Genomic DNA, 19,154 nt, shown 5'->3' on the forward strand with positions numbered 1-19,154 from the left:
CTCATCGACGCGCCAGCTTCCGCATCACGACACCCGGACGCGCGAGGACACGACCGACCAGGCCGGAGCGCGACCGGACGCGGTTCGCCAGCAGGCCGACCGCCGCACGGGCGCTCGTCGCACCGAGCGACGCGTAGGCACCGGGGAGCTCGAACCAGTAGCGCGCGACCTGGGGGAGCCGGTAGCCCTCCGTGCCGACCAACGCGACCAGACGTTCGATGGCGGCGCCGTTGTCGCGACCCGCGCCGACGACGGTGGCGAGGCGGTCCGGAGCAGCCGCACCGTGCCTCCCGGCCGAAGCGGGGTCGGCCGCGTACGCGGCGAGAGCGTCGGCGAGACCCGCCGTGTCGTCCGCGTCGAACAGGGCGCCGGTGACACCGGGCTCGACCAGCTCGGCGCTGCCGCCCTGGCGGGAGGCGACGACGGCACGGCCGAGGGTCATGTACTCGGCCGTGGTGCGGCCGAACGCCTCGATGGTCGAGGGGGTGACGCAGACGTCGGCGGCGTCGATGAAGGGCGCGGTGTCGCGCTGCTCACCCGCGAAGACGACGTGGTCGGCGATGCCGAGCGCGCGTGCGCGGTCGGTGAGGCGCTGGTCCTCGCCGGGGTGCTTCCAGCCGCCGACGAAGCAGACGCTCGCCGTGACGCCGCGCTCGCGCAGCGCTCCGAGCGCGTCGATCACGCGGTGCTGGCCCTTGGACTCCTCCACGCGACCGACGACCGTGATCCGGAGGCCCGGGTCGTCCTCCGGGAACGGCGTGACCGTCGGCGTGTCGGAACGGGTGCGCAGCAGCCGTTCGGTGTCGACGATCGGGTACGCGACGGAGAGCTTCTCGGCCGGGATGTGCTCGGCGAGGTGGTCGCGCATCGCCTCGGAGTTCGTGATGACGGCGCCGGAGAAGAGGCCGATGTCGCCGAGCGTCGCCGCACGACCGCTCTGGAAGTGCAGCCCGTGGTCGAGGTCGCCGTACTCACGGACGAACCAGGCCTGCGGGATCCCGAGGACCGCGGCAGCGAACGACGCCCACGGTGCAACGAGGGTGTTCGTGACGACCAGGTCGGGGCGGTTCCGCTCGTACTCGGCGATGATCGCGCGGACGGCGGCGTAGTCGACCGTCGCGAACGCGGCTCGTTCCGCCGCCGGAGCCGGCTGCGAGCTGGGGAGTGCCCACCCGCGGAACCTCAGCGCCTGGTAGCGCCAGCCGCGCTCGTCGAGGGCTTCGATGAACTTGCCCCTGGGCGCCTTCGTGATGAACGACGGGGTCATCGAGGGGTCGCGTGACTGCCAGTCCTCCACGAACCGGATGAGCGACCGCTCAGCGCCGCCGAGACTCACGGGCGCTGTGGAGTGGTTCGCGAAACTGACGAGCACCCAACTACTCTACAAAGGATTCCCCAATCGTTCTCCAACCAGCCACCCCCAAGTGCGGGGCGGCATACATCGACGGTCGCGAGGCGCTCGACATACTTGTGCGAGAATGTCTCGTCCTGATCCTGATCGGGCCGCCTCGTCCTGATCTGATCGGGCCGCAAGGGCGCGCCCCGGAGGAGCTGTAACCGAAAAGCATGTCCTACCTCAACGAACTCGTGTCGTCCCGCGAGCTCCTCGCGAACCTCACGGCGCGCGAGGTCAAGGGAAAGTACCGCCGTACCGTCTTCGGTCAGCTGTGGTCCCTGATCAACCCGCTCGCGACGATGCTGATCTACACGATCGTGTACTCGTTCATCTTCCGGGCACGGCTCGAGGTGGGCGACCCGAGTGGCCTGAACATCTACCCGCTGTGGCTCATGTGCGGTCTGCTGCCGTGGATCTTCGCGCGCAACGTGATCAACTCCGGGATGACGTCGATCGTCTCCAACGGGTCGCTGATCAAGAAGGTCTACTTCCCCCGGATGACGCTGCCCCTGGCGGCGGTCGGGTCCTTCGGCTTCACGTGGCTCGTCGAGATGGGTGTGCTGCTGATCGTGCTGGCGATCGCCGGCTCGAACTTCTGGCTGTACCTGCCGGTCATCGCGCTGACGATGGTGTTCCTCGCGATGTTCGCCGCCGGGCTCGGCCTGATGCTCTCGATCATCAACGTGCACTTCCGCGACATGCAGCACCTGGTCGGGATCGGCCTGCAGATGTGGATGTACCTGTCGCCGATCATCTACCCGCTCTCGCTCGTCGAGGACGCCGCGAACAAGTCGGGGCACTCGTGGATCATCCACGTCTACAAGCTCAACCCCATCGAGCGGTTCTCCACCGTGTTCCGCAACCTGATGTACGACAACCGGATGCCGAACTGGACCGATCTGGTCGCGTGCGCCCTGGCGGGATGCCTCTCGCTCGCGCTCGGCTACTTCGTGTTTTCCCGCAACGAGAAGAAGCTGGCTGAACTGCTGTGAGCGATGCTGCCGTCACCGTCGACCACGTGTCGAAGCGATTCCGTATGTACAGCGAGCGCAACGACTCGCTGAAGAGCATGGTCATGCGCGGCAAGAAGTCCGTGCACGAGGACTTCTGGGCGCTCAAGGACGTCTCCTTCGAGGTGCCCCACGGCACGACCTTCGGCCTGATCGGCAAGAACGGGTCCGGGAAGTCCACGCTGCTGAAGTGCCTGGCCAAGATCCTCTGGCCGGAGCAGGGCTCCATCACCGCCCGCGGCAAGCAGGCCTCGCTGCTCGAGGTCGGGTCGGGCTTCCACCCGGAGCTCTCCGGACGCGAGAACGTGTTCCTGAACGGGTCCATCCTCGGCATGAGCCGGAAGGAGGTCACCCGGAAGTTCGACGAGATCGTGTCGTTCTCCGGCGTCGGCCACTTCATCGACCAGCCCGTGAAGAACTACTCGTCCGGCATGTACGTGCGGCTCGGGTTCTCCGTGGCCGTCGCCGTCACGCCGGACATCCTCGTGGTGGACGAGGTGCTCGCCGTCGGTGACGCCACGTTCCAGAAGCGCTGCCGGACGAAGTTCAAGGAGATGAAGGAGGAGGGCCGCACGGTCATCCTCGTGTCGCACTCCATGAGCACCGTGAAGGACATGTGCGACGAGGTCGCTTGGCTCAACGAGGGTGAGCTCAAGATGATCGGCAAGACGAACGACGTCATTGGTGCTTACAACAAGACTGTCTGAGTCGCGCGTGCGCGTGGCTGGCCTGTGCGACCGTCCCGCGCCATAGCATTCCCGGCGTTGGCTCTGGGGTGAAGACCTAGCGGAGCACGCGCTCGAGTGCCTCGCCGTTCGCTTCGAAATCGAACTCCCAAGCGGAATGGAACGCCTCGAGAGAGAACTTGCCCCGGGGGTGCTGCTCGTCGGCGCGTGACCAGAAGTAGTGGAATTCGTCCGCGAGTACGGAGGCGTACATGTGTTCGTTGCGGGCGGTGTACGCGTCATGAGACAGCAGGAGCACCTTGTCAAGGTGCTCTGCGAAGAGCATGTTGAACATGCCGGAGCCCGCGAGCCCAGCGACGGTTGTCGCGTTGCCGAACACGGTTGCTTGCTCCTCTGTTGTCAAGGCCTCTGGATAGACGATCGCAAAGCCACGATCGGCGAAATAGCTCTCCACCTCCTCGATGTTCCGACATGCACGGTTGACTGTGGTGAACTTCCGTGACACGAAGATCTTCTTCGCCGCGTCAGGCGACGAATGGACGAGTGCGGCACGGAGCTTCGACCACGTGGCTGGGACCACGGGGTGGACGTAATGCCAGCCGCCGTTCTGCCAGCCTTGCGACGCGCTGACGAACCGATCGACGGTGACATTGCGGTGCTCCCAGTGGATGTCGGACTCGACGATTCCTGCCGCTTCGAAGAGGGTCCGCTCGAACGAAGGAACATAGTCCTTGCTGGGTACGCGATAGATCGCTTTCAGGCCAGGATCTCGATCCTTTGCCTCATCCCAGCCCCAGACCTTCGACAACGACTCCGTGACAACATGGCCGAAGTGACCGGGTACCGCGCAGGTCAGGTCGTAGTAGGTCCCCTCAAGACGTTCGGTCGGCTTGTCTTCCGGGTTGAGCGCTGCAACACCTTCGTTGAGGTTAACCAGACGGTCGTTCCAAGCCCGCCAGGGGTGTTTGAAGGAGCTCGGAAGCACGGTGGTTCCGTTCACCGCCAACATCGCATCCTTCAGGTGCGTCGGCCCTCGAAACTCCCGCAATGTAAGCGTCGGGTACTTCATCGCCTGGGCGGGGATTCGGGGCTTGGCCAACGTGCCGTGGGACTCGACGTGCAAATCGCCGCGGCCAACGCCGGACTTTCGGCTGCCGAGTAACCGAACGTTGTTGGCGCCGAGCCGCGTTGGCAGGATTGCCATCGCATCTTCGTCTTTGACCTTGACGAGGTGATCTCGGTTCTTCACCGTGATCGAATAACCGTGACTGTCGACCGTCAGCCCTGAGGAGGCTTGAAGTTCCTCGATCTCTGCCGGACTGATCCTCCGAGCGCTCAATGATTCAAGGCCCGCAGCCCAGGCGCTGGAGATGGTGGTGACCGGGGCGATGAAGTAGCCGCCAGCAGTCACGTGGAAAAAGAATCGCTGCCAACGTTGCAGGCGATCCGGGAGCGACTCGGCTTCCTCATCAATCACGGCGGCCACAGGCCCAATCGAGGCGATGTACTCCTCCATCGCGTCATTCGACGTCGCGGCGAACTTCGTGATGCCTTCGATGCCAGGGATCACCTCGTGAGGGGTGATGACGTGAAGTCTGAACTGGAACGCGCTACGCCAGGCCGCGAGGGTCTCACGGGTTTGGTAGCCAGCGATCAGGACCACAGGGCGCTGTAGCTCCTGGAGCGGCTGTGCGTGTTCGCTGATGAAACGGTCCAGAGAGGACTGACGTCGACGCCAGCTTCGAGTTTTGGTCGCCCCAACTGAAGTCATACTCAGGAGGTTACCCGAGTATCAAGTGCTCAGCGACATCGCCAGGCCTGAAGCTGAGCAGATGTCGACACACCGCACGCGTCTCACTTCTGGCGGCGAACGAGCCCTGCCAGCTTGTCAACCAACCTGGTGATCCGGCGGTCGCGATACCTCTGGACTTCCGCCCGGAATTGGCGGGCGGAAGTCCGCCAGGCGTCCCGCTCCTCCGTCGCCTGATCCAGCTCTGTCCGTGAAGAGGCGGCCGCTTCCCGAGCCTCGGTCAAGGCTGATTGCAGTGACCGGATTTGTTCAAGGCCTCTGTGGACTTCTTCTTCACGCTGCTTCATCATCCCTTCAACCGTTCGGGTTCGAGCCTTTTGGTCGTCGATTGCCTTCGAAGCGGATTGACGCTCGGTCTCGAGGGTCTCGCGACACCAGGCCAGTGACTCATCGGCGACCCCGCGAGCCGTCGCTTCGTTGGCGAGGTAGTGCGCGAACGAGCGGAGGGCGGGAACCGGGTGCGCGACGATGGGATCCGGTAGTTCGACGAACCCCGAGACTCGTTCTGATGAGGACGCGTCGGCCACGATCGTGTCCCACCACGTCCGTTGATTCTCTTTCCTCGCCGCTGATGCTGCTGCGAGACGTCCCTTGTGTTCGCCGGAGCGCAGAGTCTCGAGGATGACTTCGGTGATTGCCTCCGGGTCGGAGACGGCCGACACGGGCATGACGAGATCCGCTCCGCCGAGCTGTCGCGCTGCCCCGCGCATCCGGTTCCACGTGTACGCAGTGTGCGCGAGCCCAAATCCGATCAAGCCCAATTGGCCGGCGAACACAATTGGGTGGTAGCGCGTTGAGATCGAGAACTCAGCGTCCGCCATGATGTCAAGCACATCTTTCGATCGAAGCAAAGGGAGCGCATGGATGACCAACGAGTCCTTCGCGATCTCGTCGTGCGACACGATGTCGTCCTTCGGCCTTTCGATGTCGAAGGAGCCCGCGTGCGGCACGAGGACAGCATGGCAGTCAAGGGCGGTGCTCAGTGTTTCGAGCAGCGTACGGATCTGGCCGTAGTACCGAGGTATCTCGGACTCCGCAATCCAACTGGGACGTTCAAAGCTCGCGACGAAGTACCGAGCGGGCAGGCTGTCTCGAGCCACCGCTGGAACGGAGTTGCGTTCGAGCAACAGAGCGTCGTCGCCCGTGTAGCAAACACGCTGGCTGCTCGTCGACAGCGCGATGGCGTTTTCGAAAGAAGCCCGCTCTCGGAGACCGAACCAGCGGGCGGAGTCGATAATCTCCCGAATCGCGGGTAGGTCTGCCGGGCGGTAGGTAGCACCGAGTGACTGGCTGCTGATGTAGACCGGGCGCCCGAAGTGCCGAGCGACCCGGACCAGCGCGAGCCGCTCGTAGAGCTGGTGCACGAACGTGCTGGTGAGGTTGCCCCCGCCCGCGATCAGCACGAAGTCGGAGTCGTACACCGCGTCGTAGACGTCCGTGGCGGGGCCGTCGCCTCGCACGTACCCTTCGAGCGGTGTGAGTACTTTCCGGAGGTGGCTGTCTTGCCACGCACGCGGCCACCTGAGCTTGAAGTGGAATCTGGGTACTGCTTTCGTGCCGTGTACCGCTGACGCCGTGCTTGCATCTGCGGCGATCAACGTCACGTCAGTCACGCCCCGAAGCCGAAGTTGTTCGACTGCCGCCTCGGTCATGGCTTCGTCGCCGACGTGGTAAAGATCGGGCCACCCGATGTCACCCATGATAACCGCTCGCTTTGTCACGATTGGCTCACCTTGAGGTTTTCAGCAGTGGTCGTACCGGTTGGACGCGTCGATCCGCTCATCGCGGGGGCAAGGCCTGCGGTTAGTCTTCGGCGGAGGACGGGCCCGCCGGGCCGCTCGACAAGGAAATGGACAGCGGCAGCAAGACCAAGGGCGATTGCCGCGGCAAGCAGAGCCGCAGGAAACCAGCCCAGCTGCTGTGTGTGCTCGATGACCGCCCAGCCGATCTGTTCATGCAGCAGGTAAAGGGGATACGTCAGCGCTCCGAGGACCGAGAGCCACTTCCAGTTCACGCGGCGAAGCGGGGTCATCGTGACCAACGCAACGGCGACGAAGCACAGAAGGACACAGCCGATCGCGGCAAGGGACGGGACGCCGCTTCCCGTTGTGCCGAGGATCCGTTGTGCGGCTTCCGGCGCGGAAGTTGCGAGAGCGAGGAGGAGATCGGTGCCCACGGCTAGCCACCGGACGAACTCGTGTCCGTTCCGGATGATCACGAAGAGCATCATTCCCCCGGCGAACAAGGCCGCGTGTTGCCAAACGAGCACGTACGCGACGAAGTCAAGGTGCGTCTTCTCCGCGATCGCGGCCACGACCGGCCATAGGACTGAGAAAGCAATCAAACGACGCTCTGAAATACCGACGATGACGAACACCGCCATCAGCGCGTAGAACCGCATCTCGACCCACAGCGTCCAGTAGACGCCGTCGATGTGGGGAACGTTGAACGCTTCCTGCGCCATGGTGAGATTGATCAGGACATCGCTGGTGGTGAACCAATGCGCGCCGTTGAAGACGAGCACGCCGGCGGTGAGGAGGACACAGACCCAGTAGGCGGGGTACAGCCGAGAGACCCGGGAAGACACGAACTGATGGAGCGGGCGCCCCCAGGCCGTCATGAGGATCACGAATCCGCTGATCACGAAGAACAGGTCGACGCCGAAAACGCCGTACTTCGTGAGGTCAAAGACCGCCGGTGACTGCTCGGAAACCGGGGTGGCCCAGGCATCCGTCTTCCGAGCAGTGAAGTGGAAGGCGACAACCGTGAGGGCGGCAGCGAAACGCAATCCGTCGAGGAGCGCGAACCGTCCCGCATTCCGCTCGGGAACACGAGGACGCGCCAACGCTGGCGGGGAGAGCTCGACCATGCTGTGGAACACCTTCACTCGAACGATCTGGAACTGACCGCCTCGCGTCACGAAGCACGCGAGTGCGCCAGACGGAGTGCTCGTCGATCTTAGAGGTCGTCGGCAGACCGATCGGGCCGGGAGCAGGGCGAGGATGTCTCGACGTAGGTCTGTGTGTGGGTAGAGTGCTAGCGCCCGAACGCCATCTCGATAGGGGAGCACGTGCCCGCCAACCGACGTCCGTTGATCAGCGCTGTGGTCCCCACCTACAACGTTGCGGATTACCTTCCCGCCTTCCTCGATTCGATCCAGGCCCAGACATCCGACATGGCTTCTGTCGAGATCATTGTCGTCATCGACGGTTCGCCTGACGACAGCGCGAGCATCGTCCGCGAGTGGGCATCGCAGCGTTCGCTGAACGTCAACATCATCGAGCAGGAGAACCAGGGACTCTCTGGTGCGCGGAACACGGGTCTCGCCGCAGCACAGGGAGAGTGGGTGACGTTCCCGGATCCGGACGACGAGCTCGACCCCCAGTACTTCGAGGAAGTCGAGAAGTTCCTTCGCCTCCATGGGCGTGCGGATGCACTGCACCCGGTCAACCTGGCCGCGGCGCACCAGCTTCGACTGACGCCCGCCGGCGAGATCGTAGACAACCACCCGCAGCGAACGCGTTTCAAGCTGGGATCGCGAATCGTCGACATGGCGGTGGAGCCGATCATCCAGCTCTCCGTCAACTCGTCCTTCATCCGCGTTGACCTCCTCCGTGAGAAGGGCATCGAATTCGATGGGCGAGTTCGACCGACGTTCGAGGACGGGCACCTGACTGCTCGCTACCTCCTGGAGACCGGGAGCCACCATCTCGGGCTCATGGCCTCAGCGAAGTACCGATACCGTCTGCGGGGAGACGGGAGCTCACTCGTCGAAGGTGGCTTCAGCAAGCCCGAGAAGTACACGAACCAGGTGGAGTTCGGCTACTTGGATCTGCTGGAGCGCGCCACGGCGCAGCTCGGGCGTGCTCCACGCTGGCTGGAGAACACAGTGCTCTACGACCTGCACTGGTACTTCAAGGGTGAGCAGTCAGTGCATTCGACCACCGCGAGCGCACCACTCGAGACTCTCCCGCGCTTCCACGAACTCGTCGAACGCATACTCAGCCTGCTCTCCGAAGACGCCGTGCGGAGCTTTGACGTCACCGGCATGGAGTTCGCCGTGCGTCATGCGCTGATGTACGGGTACGACGACGTTCCGTTGCGCCACGACTGGGTCAAGCTGTCGGACGTCGATGAGCGCCGACAGCAGATGAAGGTCTCGTACTGGTTCACGGGACCTGTGCCGGAAGAGCGGTTCGAACTCGACGCCGAAGACGCCGGGCCCATACACGAGACGGTGCGCGACTACACGTTCTTCGGCCGCGTGCTCATGCGAGAACGGCATCTCTGGTTCCCGCGCGGTCGGCGCTTGGAGATGTGGCTCGACGGGCAGAAGGTGCACTTCACCCGGTGGAACCAGAACGGTCACCCCGACGCGCTGACTCCGGCGCTCATCGACCCGCAGATCCGTGCCATCCGGCGCCGCGTTCGCGCGGACTTCTCTCCGTCCACGGGGCTGAAGGCTCATGCTCGGGCACGAGCCGGCAAGCTCGTTCGAGACCTGCGCAACAAGTGGTCTGACAGAGGGATCACCGACGAGGCCATGCAGTGGCTCGTCCGGAGCCCGAAGATCCGCCGCCAGTTCGAGCACGCCTGGGTGTTCATGGATCGAGACACCGATGCGAACGACAACGCCGAGCACCTGTACCGGTGGGTGCGGAAGAACCGCCCAGAGGTCAACGCCTGGTTCGTACTCCGGCGGGACTCGGCGGACTGGGACCGACTCGAGCGCGAGGGCTTCCGACTTGTCGAGCCGAACACGACGCGTTGGAAGCTCCTGCTCCTCCACGCTGACCACCTTGCGTCGTCCCACGCGGACCACTACGTGACCGATCCCCTCGATCGGCGCCGGTACGGTCGTCATGCCTTCCGCTTCACGTTCCTCCAGCACGGTGTCATCAACTACGACATGTCTCGGTGGCTGAGCTGGAAGGGGTTCGATCGGTTCGTCACAACTACGCGCGCTGAGTTCGATGCGATCGCCGGACACGGTCCGTACTCGTTCTCGTCGCATGAGGTCGTGCTCACGGGCCTGCCCCGGCACGACGCGCTCCAGCAGAAGCGCGAGGAAAGCACGGTCCGCGACCTGATCGTCATCATGCCGACCTGGCGGCAGTGGCTCCTCGGGGACCGTATCGGCACGTCGAACGACCGTAAGCGGATTCCCGACTTCCGATCGACCGAGTACGCGCAGATGTACGAAGCGCTCCTCAATTCGGAAGAACTCGCCGAGCTGGCTCGTGAGACGGGAAAGCGAATCGCGTTCATGCCGCACCCCAACGTGCGTCAGTACCTTTCCGAGTTCGAGCTCCCGGCCCACGTCCAGCTGTTCAGCTTCGCCGACCAGAACGTACAGGACGTGATCGCTCGTGCAGCTGCCTTCGTCACCGACTACTCCTCGCTCGGTTTCGAAGCTGCGTTCGTCGACGTGCCCTTGACGTACTTCCAGTTCGATTCAGAGCGGTTCTTCGACGGAACGCATGTCGGGCGACGCGGATACTTCGACTACGAGCGCGACGGGTTCGGACCGATTGCTCGGGACGTGCCTGCGGTCATCGCCTCGATTCGAGAAGCCGCCGCAAACGACTGGGAGTCGCCGCGTCGCTATCGTGACCGCACGGCCGCAACCTTCCACACTCGCGACGGTGGGTCGTCCGAACGGGTCTTCCAAGCGATGCTCGGCTTGGATCGCCCCGAACACGCTCACGCCGAGGCTCCGCTCGCCGTCACGGTCGAGGAGGACGAATCGGCGACCGAGACGGACCAGCCGGCCGCAACGCAGTCGTGAGTCGCTGAACGAGCGGGGACGGACTCGTGATCTCAGTCGTGGTGCCCGCGCACGACGCCGCTCCCTGGATCGAGCAAACACTCGAGAGCATCCAGGCGCAGGCGGTGCGCGCATGGGAGGTGATCGTCGTCGAGAACGGTTCGGGAGATCGAACGGCTCCTATCGTCAGTGCTCTGGCAGCGAAGGACGATCGAATCCGGCTCGTTCGTTCCAACGCGACGACTGCTGCGGCCGCCCGAAACGAGGGCATTGCGCTCGCTACCGGCGAGTACCTCGTCTTTGCGGACTCCGACGACCTCGTCCCGGACGGCGCCTACAGCGCGATGCTGGCCTCCCTCGAGGCGAGCGGCTCCGACATGGTCATCGGCGACCACCTCAAGTTCTCCCCGACGGCGACGTGGAGTCCCACGAAGCGGTGGTACCCCTTCGACGCCGCGCGCACCGGTCTCGCACCCGACGAGGTCCCCGAACTGCTGTCAGGGCGCGCCTGCTGGAACCGGATGTTCCGCCGCTCGTTCTGGGACCGCGCAGAGCTCCGGTTCCCGGAGATCCCGAGCGTCGACGACATCGAACCGATGACTCGCGCGTTCGTCGCTGCGGAGACGATCGACGTCGTCCCGGACTGCGTCTATCTGTACCGGGATCGCGGGGACACGTCGTCGCTCTCGCTCCGCGACGACGCCGAGACGACGGTCCGGTACCTCGAACAGGAACTCCGCTGCGCCGAGCTCGTTCAGGACCGTGCAGCCCTCCGCAGAGCACACGCGGAGGTCGTTCTCGACGCCGATGGTTGGGCGCACCTCAGCCGCTTCCTCGCGACAGCCCCGGACGAAACCGCGACCGGCACTGTGTCGGCGGCGCTCGATGACCTGGTCGCCGTGATCCCCCTCGACGGCATCGATGCCGTGGCGCCGGTTCGTCGCGCGCTCTGGATGCTCGTCCTCGCCGGGCGTTGGACGGAGGCCGCTGCCTTCGTCCAGGGTTCGCGTTCGGATGACGCTGCCGAGCGTCTGGACGCGTGGATCCAGGCCGTGCTCACCGCGGGAGCGTCGCAGGCGCACGGAGCAGACGTCGCACTCCTCGTCGAGCAGGGACTCGTCCCGGCGCTCATCAACGACGCCGACGCCGTCCCGGAGGCGTGGCTGGCCGAGCGCGTCGAAGCGCTCGCGTCGCTGCCGTTCGGAGCGCGGGATCCCGCAGAACCGGGCCTCCGCGCTGCGATGGTCGACGCGCTCAGGCGTGGCGACACGAAGTCCGTGGCCGAGGTGTCCCGGCTCCGCCGGTTCGTGCCGCTGGTGGTGAGTCGCGTGGAACCCACTGCCGAAGGGCTCGAACTGAGCGGGACCCTGACCGGGGACGTCGACGTTCCGGCCGTGAGCATCGTGCTGCATGCCGGCGGCATCCAGTCCACAGCGCCGATCCGAGCGGGGGAGGCCTCGCGGGCTGACGGCAGTCGAGCCTGGTCCGCACGCATCAGTGCGGATGGACTGGACGACGGCCGCTACGCCGTGTCGGTCCGGGGAGAGCGCTCCTCGGAGCTGCTGCCCGTCGTGACGGCGAGGATGCCGCTCCCTCCGCTCGACGCGGAGTTCCCGCTGCAGCCGCTCGCGGATCGGAAGAACGGCTGGCGCTTCCTCGTCGACCGCCGTCGACCGCCGCGCCGCGGGCTCGCCGGCGTGCTCGGGCGAGTCGGACGCCGACTCCGCTGACCTCAGGCCGCGCCGGCTCCGGCTGCCGTGCGGATGCTGTCGAGCAGGTCGGCATACCGGCGTGAGAGGGCGAACGGAGCGAGACGGCGGCTGAACGCCTCTGCCGCTGCGCCGCTGGCCGGAGATTCAGCGTCCGCCTCCACGATCGCAGCGAGCGAGGACACCGGCTCACGTGTGTCGAACCACCGCAACCAGTCCTCGCCGTCGAACTCGGCTCGCAGGTGCGGCTCGTCCGGGATGACCGCCGGGACCCCGAGGGAAGCCGCCAGGTGGACGCTGCCGGAGTTGAGCACCTGCCGGTACGGGAAGACGGCGAGGTCAGCGGCGCGGAACCACCGCTGGACGTCGGAGTCCGGGACGTAGTCGTACGAGCGGATCGTCCGCACGTCGTCGCCGATCAGGTCGTCGAGTGCCGCACGGTCCTCGTCGCTCGTGCGTCCGGCGAGCAGCAGGACGGGACGGGCGTGGGCGGGGACGCGGGACACCGCCTCGATCAGCACGTCGAGTCCCTTGTACGGCCGGATCTGCCCGAAGAAGAGCACGGCGTGTCGGTCGTCCTCGAGCCCGAAGGACGCCCGGGCGTCGGCCCGTGATGACGACGCCGGGTACACCCCCTGGTAGCTCGGGTGCGGGATGTGCACGACCTTCGCCGGATCGAGCAGGTAGTGCTGCTCGGTGACGGAGGCGGTGGCTGCGTTCAGCACGTGGATCACGTCGGCGGATTCTGCGAGCCACTGGTTCAACTCGAGTTCCAGCGCAACGTGCCGGGCGTCGTGGGGGAGCACGTTGTGGATCGTCCACACCAGACCCGCCCCACGGGAGCGAGCGTCGTCGACCGCGTGGCGGAAGCGCTCGAGCCGCTCCGTCGCCTCGGCGAGCGTGTCGGCCCGCTGCACGATCGGCGCCGTCCAGTGCATGTGGAAGACGTCGCCGTCGCCGAGCGTCCCGAGGTGCTGTTCCAGCTGCTCGAGCCGCAGGCTCTCGAGGACGTTCCAGCCGCGGGCCCGGGGAGCCAGCAGCATCAAGTTCAGGTAGGGGTTGTCGCGGTAGGCGGGGAACACCGCGAGGGAGCGATCGGGCACTGCCCGATCCTATGGGCGAGCAGGTCAGTCGAGCATCGTCGCGGCGTACTCGACCTCGTGCAGCACGGAGCAGAAGTGCTCTCCGTCACGGTCGATCGCGTCGTGCTTCAGCATGACCGTCCCGCACACCGCGCAGTGGGTCGTCCGGGACGACTTGATGGCATCGGTGAGGAGCGACATAGGAGCAGCGTGCTCCGCGCAGATGAACAACGCGCTACAGCAGCCTTGGAACGCGATGAACGTCCCAGCAGCATCGGCCTGGGACGTGACGAAGGGTCAGTGCTGCGCGAGCGCTGAGACGATCGACGACACCGGACTCGCGTGGTCGAACACGACCGCGAACTCCCCGTCCGGAACCGACTGACCTGCACCCAGCCACACCGCGTTGACCGCGCCGGGCTGCGGCACCCACGGCGCCCCAGCGGCGGCTGAGGACCCGGCCCCGACCCACACGGTCACCTCGTCCAACCCGCTCGACCCCCGGTACCAGGACGACGGCGCGTCGACCTGGACGTCGTGCCCGGCGGCCCGGAGCGTCGACGCGAGGTCCGACACATCGGACGCCCGCGACCCGTCGTGCTTCACCGCCACACGGAGCGGCGCGGACTCACTCCGCACGATGACCGCCCGCGACGACCGCACCATCACCCGGTGCCCCTTCGGCAGACCCGGCTCGACGCCGAGGCACTCCAGCCCCGCGGCGGCGTACCGGGCTGCGGCGTCGGCCGCGGGGTAGTGCCCGCGCCACCGCTCGTCGAACAGCCGCCGGTTGTCGATCCGGGCATCGTCCCGCCCCGGGGAGCGGCTCTCGTGGTGCACGACGACGGAGGACGGCACGACGACGAACGCCGAGCCGGCAGGGGAGGACGACAGCGCCCGCAGGCACAGGTCCACGTCCTCGAGCCCGTTCGCGTAGACCGGGTCGAACCCGCGCCAGCGCAGCAGGTCGGCGACTCGGAACGCAGCGGCGGCGGCCGTGATCGCCGAGAACCGGCGCGAGGAGGCAGGGGCGGACGGGTCGAGCGCTCGCTCCGCGTCGTACCGCGGGTGGTCGCCGAGGAAGTGCCACGGCAGCACCTTGTCGCCACCGAAGACGGTGCCGGCGGCCTGCACGACCCCGTCCGGGTAGACCAGGAGCGGTTGGGCTCCGAGGACCGACGGGTCGGACAGTGCGTCGACGAGGGGCCGCAGCCACCCGGACGCCACCTCGGTGTCGTTGTTGAGCATCACGACGGTGCCACCGGTGGACCACGCGAGGCCCAGGTCGCTGCCGAGCGCGAAGTTCCGGTTCCGGTCCTCGCGGTGCAGCTGCACGCGCGGCTCGTCGGCGAACCATGCGCCGAGGATCGCGGACACCGAACGCGGTGACCCGTTGTCCACGACGACGACCTCGACGCGGTCCCCGTCGGCGTCGGCAGCGGCCAGCACGGCCGACACGGCCCGCCGGGTCATCGTCCAGTCCCGGAAGACGGGCATCACGATCGACACGAGCGTGTCGTCGCGGACCGCCCCGGCGAGGGCGTCCCAGTCGATCCGGTGCGACGCGAGCGCCACTTCCTGCCACGACGCGGGCTGCGCGGAGGACACCCGCCGGGCGTCCCGCACGTTGTCGTAGTCGACCCCGAGGACGGGCACGTAGCGCGGGACACCGAACCGGGTCCCGATGCGGAGCAGCCACTCCCAGTCGATCCAGCGGCGCAGCGCCTCGTCGAACGGGCCGACGGCGGCCACCACGGAGCGCCGGACGACGACCGCGTTGAGGTCGATGAAGTTCCCGGCGAGCAGGTCGTCGAGCGTGCCGTCCTCGCCGCGGTACGTCTCCACGGGAGCGGTCGCGTCGTCCGCGTTGTTCGCGCCGACCATCCGCACGCCGGTGTGCACACCGGACACGTCGTCGTCCTGCAGCAGCGCGGCGACGGCGGCGGACAGGTGCTCCGGCCGCCAGGTGTTGTCGGCGTCGAGGAACGCGACGAACTCGCCGCGGACGGCCGCGAGCCCGGTGTTGCGTGCGGCGCCGGCACCGCCGTTCTCCCGCTCGACGAGGCGGATCCGCTCGTCGGTGGTGGCGCGCTCGCGGACGAGGTCGGGGGTCGCGTCGCCGGAGCCGTCGTCGACGACGACGAGCTCCCACGACCGGTACTGCTGCGCGAGCACGGAGTCGATCGCGGCACCGAGCACGTCGGCGCGCCGGAACACCGGCATCACCACGGACACGAGCGGCGTCTCGGCGTCACGCCGAGCGGCTCCGGTGGCGTACCGGGCGAGCACCTCGTCGGCCGGCGGCCCGTCCCACGTGCTGCGGTAGCGCCGGCGGGTCCGGTGCTGCGCGTCGGCGAACGCGCGGGCAGTGCGGACGGCTGCGTCGCGTGCGGCGGCCCACGTGGGCGCGTCTCCCGGTCGGCCTGGAGGCACGGGGAGCGTGGTCTCGCCGGTCGCGTTCCGCACGAAGTGCCGGAGTGCGTCGAGGGTGGATGCCGGACGCTCCGCGCTCGGCAGGGTCGCCGCGTAGACCCCCGCATCGAACAGCGGACCGGTCGCGAAGAGCTCCGGCCCTTCCTGGTGCAGGGCGTCGTACCAGGACATCCGCGCGTCGGGCTGGTGCTCGCGCATCCACTCGTGCTCGACGAGCGGGGACAGCGACAGGCCGCGCTGCCCGTCGTTGTGCACGTAGAAGGAGATCGCCTCGTCGTCGGTGGCGAAGCGGCGCCCGGTCTGGGCCTCGAGGTACGCGCGGTCGACGATGCCGAACTCGGCGATCCGGCGAGCCCAGCGGTCGAGCCGGTCGGTGACGGTGAGGGGCTTCTCCGGGCCGCGGCCCAGTCGCGCGAGCTTCCGAGCGACGCGGCCGAGCCCGTTCTTGTCGGCCATCAGCGACGACCCGGCAGCCGACCCGCGACCTTCGCGATGGCCTGGCCGGTCCGGAACGACCGGCTCGTGCGGAGCTCGTGGAGTTCGCGGCGGAGCCGGACGACCTCGTCCGCGGCGCCGGCGTCCGCGGCCTCGGCAGCGGTGACGTCGAGGGGGAGCAGCGCGGCCCAGCGGCGTTCGACGGCGGCAGCGCGGTCGGCCAGCGGAGCGGTGACCGCCGCGGCGATGGCCGGACCTGCGTCGACGAGTTCGCCGCGCGGCACGACGACGTCGGCATGCGCGTCGACGAGCGGGGCAACGGCATCTGAGCCGGCACGGTGCGCCGCGGAGGACCACGGGGTCCACGGCTCGGGGGACCGGACGACGACGATGTGCAGCGACCGGCGGTTCGCGAGGACGACCGCTGCGGGCGTCGGGTCCACGAGCACGGTGACCGTGACCAGGTCGTCCGCGTTCGGGGCACCGGACGTGAGCGCCCATCCGGCCGGGGCCGGCACGCCGGAGGGGAGCCGGGCCTCCAGGCGGTACCCGTCCCCGAAGGCGGCGTCGAGCGCACCGACCAGGCCGGCCGTCTCCTCGACGTGGCGGAGGTCCACCGCGACCCGGCGGACGGTGCCGGCGGGCACCAGCGCGTCGGCGAAGCGCTCCGTCGCCGTCATGCCGTGCCGCTGGTAGGCGGCGACGGCGTCCGGCAGGAACGGGTAGCGCCGCTCGAGTTCCTGCTGGTGGGCGGCACGGAGGGCGTTCCGGTTGCCGGAGAAGCTCTTGCCGCCCGCGTGGAGGACGAGTGCGCGGTTCGCGATCCGCGACGTCCAGCCGTGCGCGGCGATGCGCAGGCAGTAGTCGTTCTCCTCGCCGTAGCCGGGGGCGAACGCGTCGTCGAACAGGCCGTGCTCGCTGATGAGCTCGCGGCGGGTGAGGAAGCAGAAGCCCATCGCGACCGGCATCACCTGGGACGCCGGCAGGAGCGGGGCGATCTCGGACCAGACGGCGCGGGTGCGCTCCTCGGTGCGGGCGGCGCCCGGCGTGGTCAGGCGGTAGGGGATGCTCGCGATCGTGGCGTTGTCGCTCCGGGCCGTGACGACGCCGGTGTGGTCCTCGTCGAGCACCTCGAGCATCGCCTCGAGGAACCCGGCGGTCGGGACGGCGTCGCTGTTGAGCAGCAGGACCGCGTCGCCGCCGGTGTCGAGTTCGGTCACGGCGCGGTCGCAGGTGCCGACGAAGCCGAGGTTCTGCGCGTTGCGCTCGTACCGGAACGCCTCCATGCCGGCCGTGCGGTCGAGCAGCGCGCGCTCGATGGTGTCGGCGTCGGGGCCGCAGTCGTTCACGAGGAGCACGCGGTGGTGCGTCGTGTCGAGGTGTTCGACGAGGCCGTCGACGCACCGCAGCAGCGACTCGAGGTCGCCGTACACGGGGACGACGACGAGGACGGATCGGGTCATCGGGCGGACTCCTCATCGAGTTCGGTCGCGAGCGCGTGGATCGCGCGCTCCAGGGTGCCGCCGAGCGCGCCGTCGGCGAGCGGGGCGTAGCCGGTCGGTCCCTCGGCGAGGACCCGGCGGACGGCGTCGGCGACGGCGAGGCCGAGCGAGCGGGCGTCGGCGGGGACGGCCGCGAGGTTCGGGTGCAGCGCACCTCGGGTGTCGCGGAACTCGTTCGTCACGACGCGGGCGCCGGAGATCGCCCCGTCGAACGGCGGGTGGCTCGGGTGCGGGCTGTGCTGCAGCGAGAGCACGACGTTCGTCGACGCGATGAAGCGGAAGTAGTCGTCCCAGGGCATCGTGCCGTGCGAGACGAGCTTCACGTCGCCGCGTCCGCCGTCGAGCTCCACGTCGCCGTGCAGTTCGCCGGCGGAGTGGAACTCCAGGCGGACGTCGTCGTCGGCGAGCTCCTGCACTGCCACGCGGAGCGCCGCGACGCCGAGCCGGAAGAGGTTGCGGTGCTTGCTCGGGCGCCCGTAGAAGAGGACCCGGACCACACGGTCCTCCGCGGGGCGACGGGCGTCGGCCACACGCTGCAGGAGCTCCTCGTCCAGGTGCGGGGCGAACGTCAGCGCCTCGGGGACGTCGATGCCCTCGACCTCGGACAGGTAGCGGCGGAGCGGCTCGGAGTTCACGACCATCCGGAAGCCGGCGCGGTACGTGGACGCGGCGACGGCGTACTCGGTCGACCACGGGCTGAAGCCGGGCTCGTAGTCCTGCACGAGGTACACGACGCGGGCGCGGTCGATCACACCGGCCGTGACCGCGACGTCGATCGCGTGCGCGGTCTTCCAGTGCGTGGCCATCCACACGTCCTCGGCGCCGAACACGGTGTCGAGGACGTCCTCGCGGCGGACCACCCGGACGCCGGGGCGCCCGTCGATCCGGGTCTCCGGGAAGCGGTCGGCCACCAGGGCCTCGGCGGCGGCGGTGCTGTTGCCCGGCGTCGTCCAGCGGACCATGACGACCCGGACGCGGCGGTCCAGGCGCTGCCCGAGCGCTACCGCGGCGGCGAGGGCGGTCTGCACGCCGGCGAACGCGGCGCCCTCACGCAGCTCGTCGACGACGAGGACCACCTCGGGCGCGCGGGCCTCGGTGCGGATACCGGCGATCGCGAGACTCGTCTCCACGAGCCCCTCGAACGGCTGCGCCGACCGGGGTGCACGGTCGCGTTCGCGTCGGGCGACGCCGACGTCGACACGGGACACGGTGCGCCCGAGCCGCTCACGGATGTCGTTGCGGTAGTGGTCGTCGCGCAGGTACCGCTCGTTGACACGGGCCAGGTCGGCGACGAGTCGTCGGGCCTTCTCGAAGTTCATCGATG

13 protein-coding genes are annotated in these 19,154 nt (G+C 67.7%); 4 read left to right on the plus strand and 9 right to left on the minus strand.

Annotated features, from left to right (window positions below):
- Position 1: 1 nt before the first annotated feature.
- On the minus strand, positions 2 to 1,372 hold the full coding sequence (locus EDF55_RS01015) for a glycosyltransferase family 4 protein (RefSeq protein ID WP_123653093.1): 1,371 nt from the start codon (positions 1,370 to 1,372) through the stop codon (positions 2 to 4).
- Positions 1,373 to 1,566: 194 nt separating this feature from the next.
- Here EDF55_RS01015 and EDF55_RS01020 point away from each other — a divergent pair, with 194 nt between their 5' ends.
- Together EDF55_RS01020 and EDF55_RS01025 are read left to right on the plus strand one after the other, a co-directional pair.
- Positions 1,567 to 2,388, plus strand: a complete 822-nt coding sequence (locus EDF55_RS01020; RefSeq protein WP_123653094.1) for an ABC transporter permease — start codon at positions 1,567 to 1,569, stop codon at positions 2,386 to 2,388.
- A gap of 26 nt (positions 2,389 to 2,414) precedes the next feature.
- Positions 2,415 to 3,113 carry an ABC transporter ATP-binding protein gene (locus EDF55_RS01025; RefSeq protein WP_260233497.1) on the plus strand — a complete coding sequence of 233 codons (699 nt, stop codon included), beginning with the start codon at positions 2,415 to 2,417 and terminating at the stop codon, positions 3,111 to 3,113.
- Positions 3,114 to 3,189: 76 nt separating this feature from the next.
- Here EDF55_RS01025 and EDF55_RS01030 read toward each other — a convergent pair whose 3' ends face one another.
- The 3 genes from EDF55_RS01030 to EDF55_RS01040 form a co-directional block, all read right to left on the minus strand.
- Complete coding sequence (locus EDF55_RS01030; protein WP_185017027.1) at positions 3,190 to 4,755, minus strand: DUF563 domain-containing protein; 1,566 nt, start codon at positions 4,753 to 4,755, stop codon at positions 3,190 to 3,192.
- A 191-nt stretch (positions 4,756 to 4,946) separates the two neighbouring features.
- Positions 4,947 to 6,602, minus strand: a complete 1,656-nt coding sequence (locus tag EDF55_RS01035; protein WP_123653096.1) for a polysaccharide pyruvyl transferase family protein — start codon at positions 6,600 to 6,602, stop codon at positions 4,947 to 4,949.
- Between the two features lie 17 nt (positions 6,603 to 6,619).
- Entirely contained in the window at positions 6,620 to 7,771 is a 1,152-nt protein-coding gene (locus EDF55_RS01040) for an acyltransferase (protein WP_123653097.1), read from the minus strand.
- 201 nt (positions 7,772 to 7,972) lie between these two features.
- On the opposite strand from EDF55_RS01040, the gene EDF55_RS01045 reads away from it, so the two are divergent.
- Complete coding sequence (locus tag EDF55_RS01045; RefSeq protein WP_123653098.1) at positions 7,973 to 10,690, plus strand: CDP-glycerol glycerophosphotransferase family protein; 2,718 nt, start codon at positions 7,973 to 7,975, stop codon at positions 10,688 to 10,690.
- A 26-nt stretch (positions 10,691 to 10,716) separates the two neighbouring features.
- Positions 10,717 to 12,399, plus strand: a complete 1,683-nt coding sequence (locus tag EDF55_RS01050) for a glycosyltransferase family 2 protein (RefSeq protein WP_123653099.1) — start codon at positions 10,717 to 10,719, stop codon at positions 12,397 to 12,399.
- Between the two features lie 2 nt (positions 12,400 to 12,401).
- On the opposite strand, the gene EDF55_RS01055 is transcribed toward EDF55_RS01050, so the two are convergent.
- The 5 genes from EDF55_RS01055 to EDF55_RS01070 all read right to left on the minus strand — a co-directional run bounded on the left by EDF55_RS01055 (position 12,402) and on the right by EDF55_RS01070 (position 19,149).
- The gene (locus EDF55_RS01055; RefSeq protein ID WP_123653100.1) at positions 12,402 to 13,481 is read right to left on the minus strand and encodes a glycosyltransferase; all 1,080 of its coding nucleotides are present in this window, start codon (positions 13,479 to 13,481) and stop codon (positions 12,402 to 12,404) included.
- Between the two features lie 24 nt (positions 13,482 to 13,505).
- A complete protein-coding gene (locus EDF55_RS18635) occupies positions 13,506 to 13,661 on the minus strand; it encodes a hypothetical protein (RefSeq protein WP_185017029.1) in 156 nt (51 codons plus the stop codon).
- Positions 13,662 to 13,757: 96 nt separating this feature from the next.
- Complete coding sequence (locus EDF55_RS01060) at positions 13,758 to 16,349, minus strand: glycosyltransferase family 2 protein (protein ID WP_185017031.1); 2,592 nt, start codon at positions 16,347 to 16,349, stop codon at positions 13,758 to 13,760.
- Positions 16,349 to 17,791 (minus strand): glycosyltransferase family 2 protein, encoded by a 1,443-nt coding sequence (locus tag EDF55_RS01065; protein WP_123653102.1) that lies wholly within the window; start codon positions 17,789 to 17,791, stop codon positions 16,349 to 16,351. Before EDF55_RS01065 ends, EDF55_RS01060 begins: the two co-directional genes overlap by 1 nt.
- Positions 17,788 to 19,149 carry a hypothetical protein gene (locus EDF55_RS01070; protein ID WP_123653103.1) on the minus strand — a complete coding sequence of 454 codons (1,362 nt, stop codon included), beginning with the start codon at positions 19,147 to 19,149 and terminating at the stop codon, positions 17,788 to 17,790. Before EDF55_RS01070 ends, EDF55_RS01065 begins: the two co-directional genes overlap by 4 nt.
- Positions 19,150 to 19,154: the final 5 nt, after the last annotated feature.

The sequence above is a fragment of the Curtobacterium sp. ZW137 genome, assembly GCF_003762905.1.
GTDB lineage: Bacteria > Actinomycetota > Actinomycetes > Actinomycetales > Microbacteriaceae > Curtobacterium.